Origin of the sequence: Halochromatium roseum (genome assembly GCF_016653315.1) — a bacterium.
In the GTDB taxonomy this organism is placed as follows: domain Bacteria; phylum Pseudomonadota; class Gammaproteobacteria; order Chromatiales; family Chromatiaceae; genus Lamprobacter; species Lamprobacter roseus.
In genome coordinates this window covers 1-5,548 of the sequence record NZ_NHSH01000018.1, presented here as the reverse complement: position 1 = coordinate 5,548, position 5,548 = coordinate 1, and the positions used below count along the sequence as shown (strand labels likewise).

Sequence of the window (5,548 nt, the reverse complement as noted above, 5' to 3'; positions counted from 1 at the left end):
CGCCTGGGACCAGGTCTCTTGGCCTGGCAACGATTATTGGGGCGGCGCACGCATGACCGATGATGGGGTCAAGGCTGCCGCGAGCGATCTGATGCGCGCCATCACCGGGATCGAAGGCGCTTATGACACGCGGGCGAGTGGGTATCAGCCGCCAGCGCCCTATCCGACCTGGGAGGCTCTGGTGCAGGATCAGAACACGCAGCTGCAGTTGGTCGATCGGCTGCAGATCCTCGGCTGATCGGGTGCGTGCGTGTTCAGTCATGTAGGCCCGCCGCTTCGACTCAGTGGCGCTGGCCTTTCATAGAGACACGCCCGGCGCGCTGAGGAGGCATTGTATGCGCACGACAAAAGAGATCAACGAGCCGCTCGAGGTGATCGATCTGCAGCGCATCTGCAAAGCCTTGGCAGACAGAGACGATCAGGCCATGCTCTCAGTCCGTTCAGCCGCGTCTTGTGGCCGCTGACACCCCGACCACCAGCAACCCTCTCACCACCCGAGGAACGCCGCATGTCCGCTCAGACCACCTACCTGATCCCCAAGCGCAGCCGTCCGACCTGGTTCCCGGCCCTCGAGCCCCTGGATCTGGAGACCGAGGTGGCGGTTGAACTACCGTTGCTCGGCTACGTCAGCGCTGGCCGACCGGTGGAGACGCCCGAAGACAACCAGACGGTCAAGGTCCCGAGCCATCTCGCGCGCAAGGCCAGCTATGCCCTGCGGGTGCGCGGGCATTCGATGATCGATGATCAGATTCAGGATGGCGACATCATCCTCGTCGAGCAGCGCCAAACGGCGGAGAACGGCGAGACTATCGTCGCGCTCATCAACAACGAGCGCGTCACGCTGAAGCGTTTCTATGTCGAGACCGATGGCATCCGCCTGCAACCGGCCAACCCGGAGATGGCGCCGATCTACCTCAAACACGAAGAGCTGGAGATCTTAGGGATCGTCACCGGCGTGATGCGCATGACCGAGTGAGGGCCTGAGACCAGCCGGTCAGGTGCTTTTCTAAGCACTGGCGCGGTCCGCAGCAGCTTGGCTGGATTCGACCGCAAGCGACGGCAGGACCCAGGTCGGACGAATGGCCGTGGCCGCTCTGCCGGATGCAGGCGCCAACCCGGTACCGACCAGGACCGCATCGATGCCCGCGGCCCGCGCGCCAACGATATCAGTGGCGAGTTGATCGCCGAGCATCACCAAGCGCGTCACGCCGAGCTGGCGACGGGCGATCTCAAACAGCGCCGGTGCGGGTTTGCCGAGGCGCACGAAGCCGATGCCCTGATCGGGCCACCGCTCGCGGATAATGGCCTCGAGCATCGCTGCCAAGGCCCCGGCTGTGAGACCGACCCGCCCCGGCGCCACCGGATAGATCAGGTCGGGATTACAAAGCAACAGCCGCAACGGCAGACCGGCATCGAGGCGATGCACCAGGAGGCTCGCGGCCAGGTCCATGTGCTCGGGCCAGCGCAGATCCTGCTGATCGGCGATGATGAGCGCCTCGGCGTCGAGCGCCTCCTCGAACGGCACCGGGATGATGCCTGCACGCTCGGCATAGCGATGCGCGCCGGCTGGACCTAGGACCAAGGCCCGTATCCCGCGCAGATCGCCACTCACCGCAGGCTCGGCCAAGAGCGAGCCCGAGGTCAGGATGCGCTCGGCCGGGATCGACAACCCAAGGGCCGCGAAGGTCTCACTGAGCTCCTCGGGTAGACGACTGGCGGCATTGGTGAGCACTCGCCAGGGACAGCCGGCATGCTCAAGCTCCTCGAGCAAGGCAACTGCACCGGGCAGGGCGCGCTCGCGATCGACCAGCACACCGTAGGCATCGAGCAGGAACCCTTCGTAGCGGGCGCGCAGGGAGGGCAGGTCAATCAGGGGTGCAAGGTCTGTCATCGGCGTCTCGCCTGGAGTGATCCCGTATCATCGTCGAGCCGTCCACAGGCGATCGATCACCACCATCGCTGCTTGACAGCCTGGCGACGGCACCGGCACTGACAACAAGCGGCTCTTCTCGCGCACCCTCATGACCGACATTGATCCTGTTCACATCCACACCTACTCCGGCATCGCCTTCGACCTGCGTGATCCGCGGCCGGCGATGGTTCGCCTGGATGACATCGTCCATTCGCTCTCGTTGATGAACCGCTTCAACGGTGCCGCCCTGTTCCCCTACAGCGTTGCCCAGCACTCGCTGCACGTCGCTGAACTGCTACCGCTTGAGCTGCGGCTCGAAGGCCTGCTGCACGATGCCGCCGAGGCCTACATCGGCGATATGGTCAGCCCGCTCAAGCAGGTGATGCCTGAGTATAAGGCCGTTGAGGCACGCATCAGCGCCGTGGTCGCCGAGGTCTTCGGTCTGGTCTATCCCGAGCCCGCCGCCGTCAAACAGGCCGATCTGGCCGTGCTGGCGGCCGAGCGAGAGCAGGTGCTTGGACCCTCCTATGGACCCTGGTTCAAGGACTTTCCGGAGCCGGCGCCGATCACGATCAGGCCGCGCGACTGGCTGGAGATCAAGGCGAGCTTTGGGCAAGCCCTGCAGACCGAGATCATAAAACGCCGCGCCGCAATCGATCCACGCCGGCCTGATGCTGCGGCCGAATCTTTGGGCGACCTCAGGCTTCAGGAGGCGAGGGCATGATAAAGACACAAGACACGGCGGACCAGGCGGCGCTGGACGGGCCAGTTGAGACGCTCGAGGTGATCGATCTGCAGCTCATCTGCAAGGCGCTCACCGAGGCCCAAGGCGAGCCGACCGAGGCCGCGCGCGCCCAAGCGTTCGTGGCCTCGCTCTCGGCACTGCTGCTGATGTCGGGCGAGCGCGAGCTCGGCAACGCGATCGGCGCCCTGATCGGGCTGCGGCAGTTCGATGCCGAGGCGCTGGAGCGGTTGATCACGGGCTGAGTCTTCGGGAGCAGCGCTGCATCGATCGCTGAGCCATTGCGCAGGCGTTGCTCAGCCTCCAGGGTGCGCGAGGTGCCCGACGCGTCATCCTGAGCCTTGGCCTCAGGACCGAGCGACCTTCAGCTGCTCATGCAGCCAGTACTCCACGGCCGCTTGCGCCTTCGGACTCGGCGCTCGGTTGGCGACGCCCCTCAATTGATCCAGGGCGACACCGCCATGGCGCAAACACAGCCCCAAGGTCAGCCGTTCCGGCTCCAACACCTTGTAGATCGCATACTGGCCATCGTAGACCCGATCGGTGTAGGAGGCCACGCAATGGCGCATCAACTGGGTCTCCAACTGCAGCGCATCCGGCGTCGTGATCGCCTGAATGGACGCGGTATCGGCGAATGGGGCCGGCGGAAAGGCGAGCATCTGGCCGCTGGCGTCGAAGCGTCTGCGGTGGTTGCCGTCCTGCTCGATCTGCTCGACGATCAACCGTTCATGCAGCCGCCGCACCTGCGACGGCCGATCGCAGCGGCGCAGCTCACGCAACGCCGCCTCGCCGCCCATGCGCAGGCTGTCGTTGATCCATTCGCGCAGCGTTCGGTTCGAGGCCTCGCAGAGCAACCGCTGCAACGGGCGACCGGCAACCCAGGGATAGTCCTCAAGGATCTTCACCAGTCGAAGGCTCAACTCAGGCTCATGCACCAGGGCATTGCAGGTCGCCTCCTGACGCAGCACCCGCAACAGCCGGTCAACCTCATAGGCGTCGAACTCACCGATGCGCAGCTTGGCGATCAGCCTGAGCACACGGCGATAGGGTGGCAGCCCCAAGGCGCTGAGGATCTGGGTCTGCTTGCGGCCCGCGATCTCGATCAGCTGATGCTCGGACCAGCCCTGTGTCTCCGCCCAGTGATGCAGCAGGAAGCAGAGCCTGACGTTCGATAGGATCAGATCGTGCATGGCCTGCGAGCGCTGCGCGAGCGCCGCTAAGGCATAGCGGCGAGCCGGCAGCCTCTCCAAGACCTCGGCCAGCTCCTCGGGCAGGGTCGCAAACCAGTGCCGAAACGCGCGATCTTCATGGTCGCGTTGAAACGGCAGCCACAGGTCGCGGATGCAGGCGGCTTCAAACAGCCCCTCGGCATAGCGCAGGGTGGCGAAGCCCGAAGCCCAGTGACTGACCGCATGCAGGCACTCAATGCCGAGCAGTGGCGAGTAGTCGACGAACAGAACGGCCGCGTCCGCATCCCAGGCATAGTGCAGCCGAGGGTGGCGTTCAGCACTGTCGCTGCGCGCGTGTCGGCGTTCGGCGAGCCAGGCTTGCAGCGGTGCTTTGAGGACGTTCGGTCGACTCACCCCTGATCGCTGGCCGAGCAGGGACCGCGGAACTGTTCCGGCACATTGGTGGGGCAGGCGCCGCAGTCCTCATTGCCCGGTACCGCAAAGTCGATCTTGCGCGGATAGGGCAGGCCGAGCCCGTCCATCAGCGCGACGAAGTCCTCTTTCGAGCGGCCCTGTCCGAGCCGCAGATTGCGCGCCTTCTCCTGGGCGATGCTCGAGACGCAGCGCTGCTCGTAATCATGGCCGGGATAGACCAGGGTCTCGTCCGGAAGCGAGAACAGCTTGTTGTGGATGCTGTGGTAGAGCGTTGCGGCATCGCCGGATTGAAAGTCGGTGCGACCGCAGGCCTCGATCAGCAGCGCATCGCCGGTGAACAGCAGCTTCTGCACCGGGGTATCGATCAAGTAGGCATGGTGATGATCGGTATGGCCGGGGGTGAACAACGGATGCAGGCTCACCGAGCCGACCACGAAGGCCTCACCCTCCTGCACCCCGAGATCGGCACAGGGTAGGTCGAGCATCTTCGGATAGGCGGTTTGGCAGCCTGAGCGCTGTTTCAGCCGCCGTGCGCCGGTGAGATGATCGGCATGCACATGGGTTTCCAGTGTTGCCATCAGGGTCAGCCCGAGGTCCTTGAGCACCTGCAGATCACGCTCGACGGTATCGATGACCGGATCGATCAGGATCGCCTGACGGCTTTGCTCACAGGCGATCAGATAGGTATAGGTGGAGGAATCAGACTCGAACAGCTGCTTGAAGATCATGTAGGAGATGCCTCTGGAGCGGGTGGGATGCTGTCATTATCGTGGCTGGGTAAGACGCGTTTCCAGTATAAGGCGGAGAAGCCATGGGATTTTCCACTGAACCGACAGCCTACGAGAAAACCATCCTGTCCGATCTGCAGGGCGCCTGGCAGTGCCTGCGCGATGGCGTGGCTGCACACCCAGGGTTTGAAGGCTGGGAGCGCGCGCTGTTTCACATCGACGAGGCCATGAGCTGGGAGGCCGTTCGCGACCTGCAACAGATGCAGCGGAGCCTGGTACTCGTGCGCAACATCCTTCAGCAAGGCGATGAGGTCCCCCTTGCCGTGACGGAATCCTTGGACGCGGTCAACGCGCTCATGGACGAGACGCTTGAGGCGCGCTCGCAGGGTGAGATCGGTTGACCTGACCAATGTCCAGCCCTGAGCCCGCTCAAGCCACGGCAAATCCGTTCTAGCCAACGGGAGCTGTTTGGGCAGCACGGGGGTTGGAGTTCGCTGTCATACCCAGGTAGTCGAAGACACGGCGGACCTTGCGGGCAAGCTTATCAATGGTTGCCGAGACG

Annotated in this window: 8 protein-coding genes and 1 pseudogene; 6 read left to right on the top strand and 3 right to left on the bottom strand. The window is 64.2% G+C overall.

The window, feature by feature from the left end:
- The 3 genes and pseudogenes from CCR96_RS02240 to lexA form a co-directional block, all read left to right on the top strand.
- A pseudogene (locus tag CCR96_RS02240) lies at nucleotides 1-238 on the top strand (hypothetical protein); the annotation flags it as partial.
- A 97-nt stretch (nucleotides 239-335) separates the two neighbouring features.
- The gene (locus CCR96_RS24985; protein ID WP_274601056.1) at nucleotides 336-464 is read left to right on the top strand and encodes a hypothetical protein; all 129 of its coding nucleotides are present in this window, start codon (nucleotides 336-338) and stop codon (nucleotides 462-464) included.
- A 44-nt stretch (nucleotides 465-508) separates the two neighbouring features.
- Nucleotides 509-976, top strand: a complete 468-nt coding sequence (gene lexA / locus CCR96_RS02235) for a transcriptional repressor LexA (protein ID WP_201215936.1) — start codon at nucleotides 509-511, stop codon at nucleotides 974-976.
- Nucleotides 977-1,006: 30 nt separating this feature from the next.
- Here lexA and CCR96_RS02230 read toward each other — a convergent pair whose 3' ends face one another.
- Entirely contained in the window at nucleotides 1,007-1,891 is an 885-nt protein-coding gene (locus tag CCR96_RS02230) for an HAD-IIA family hydrolase (RefSeq protein ID WP_201215928.1), read from the bottom strand.
- Nucleotides 1,892-2,021: 130 nt separating this feature from the next.
- On the opposite strand from CCR96_RS02230, the gene CCR96_RS02225 reads away from it, so the two are divergent.
- Together CCR96_RS02225 and CCR96_RS02220 are read left to right on the top strand one after the other, a co-directional pair.
- The gene (locus tag CCR96_RS02225; RefSeq protein WP_201215918.1) at nucleotides 2,022-2,636 is read left to right on the top strand and encodes a hypothetical protein; all 615 of its coding nucleotides are present in this window, start codon (nucleotides 2,022-2,024) and stop codon (nucleotides 2,634-2,636) included.
- The gene (locus CCR96_RS02220) at nucleotides 2,633-2,899 is read left to right on the top strand and encodes a hypothetical protein (RefSeq protein ID WP_201215910.1); all 267 of its coding nucleotides are present in this window, start codon (nucleotides 2,633-2,635) and stop codon (nucleotides 2,897-2,899) included. The genes CCR96_RS02225 and CCR96_RS02220 overlap by 4 nt, the downstream gene beginning before the upstream one ends.
- 102 nt (nucleotides 2,900-3,001) lie before the next feature.
- Here the strand turns inward: CCR96_RS02220 and CCR96_RS25265 are convergent, their stop codons facing one another.
- Together CCR96_RS25265 and CCR96_RS02210 are read right to left on the bottom strand one after the other, a co-directional pair.
- A complete protein-coding gene (locus tag CCR96_RS25265; RefSeq protein ID WP_201215902.1) occupies nucleotides 3,002-4,237 on the bottom strand; it encodes a PcfJ domain-containing protein in 1,236 nt (411 codons plus the stop codon).
- Nucleotides 4,234-4,986 carry an MBL fold metallo-hydrolase gene (locus CCR96_RS02210; RefSeq protein WP_201215893.1) on the bottom strand — a complete coding sequence of 251 codons (753 nt, stop codon included), beginning with the start codon at nucleotides 4,984-4,986 and terminating at the stop codon, nucleotides 4,234-4,236. Before CCR96_RS02210 ends, CCR96_RS25265 begins: the two co-directional genes overlap by 4 nt.
- Nucleotides 4,987-5,069: 83 nt before the next feature.
- On the opposite strand from CCR96_RS02210, the gene CCR96_RS02205 reads away from it, so the two are divergent.
- Nucleotides 5,070-5,387: a hypothetical protein gene (locus tag CCR96_RS02205; RefSeq protein WP_201215884.1), complete on the top strand. Its 318-nt coding sequence runs from the start codon at nucleotides 5,070-5,072 to the stop codon at nucleotides 5,385-5,387.
- The last annotated feature ends 161 nt before the right edge of the window (nucleotides 5,388-5,548 follow it).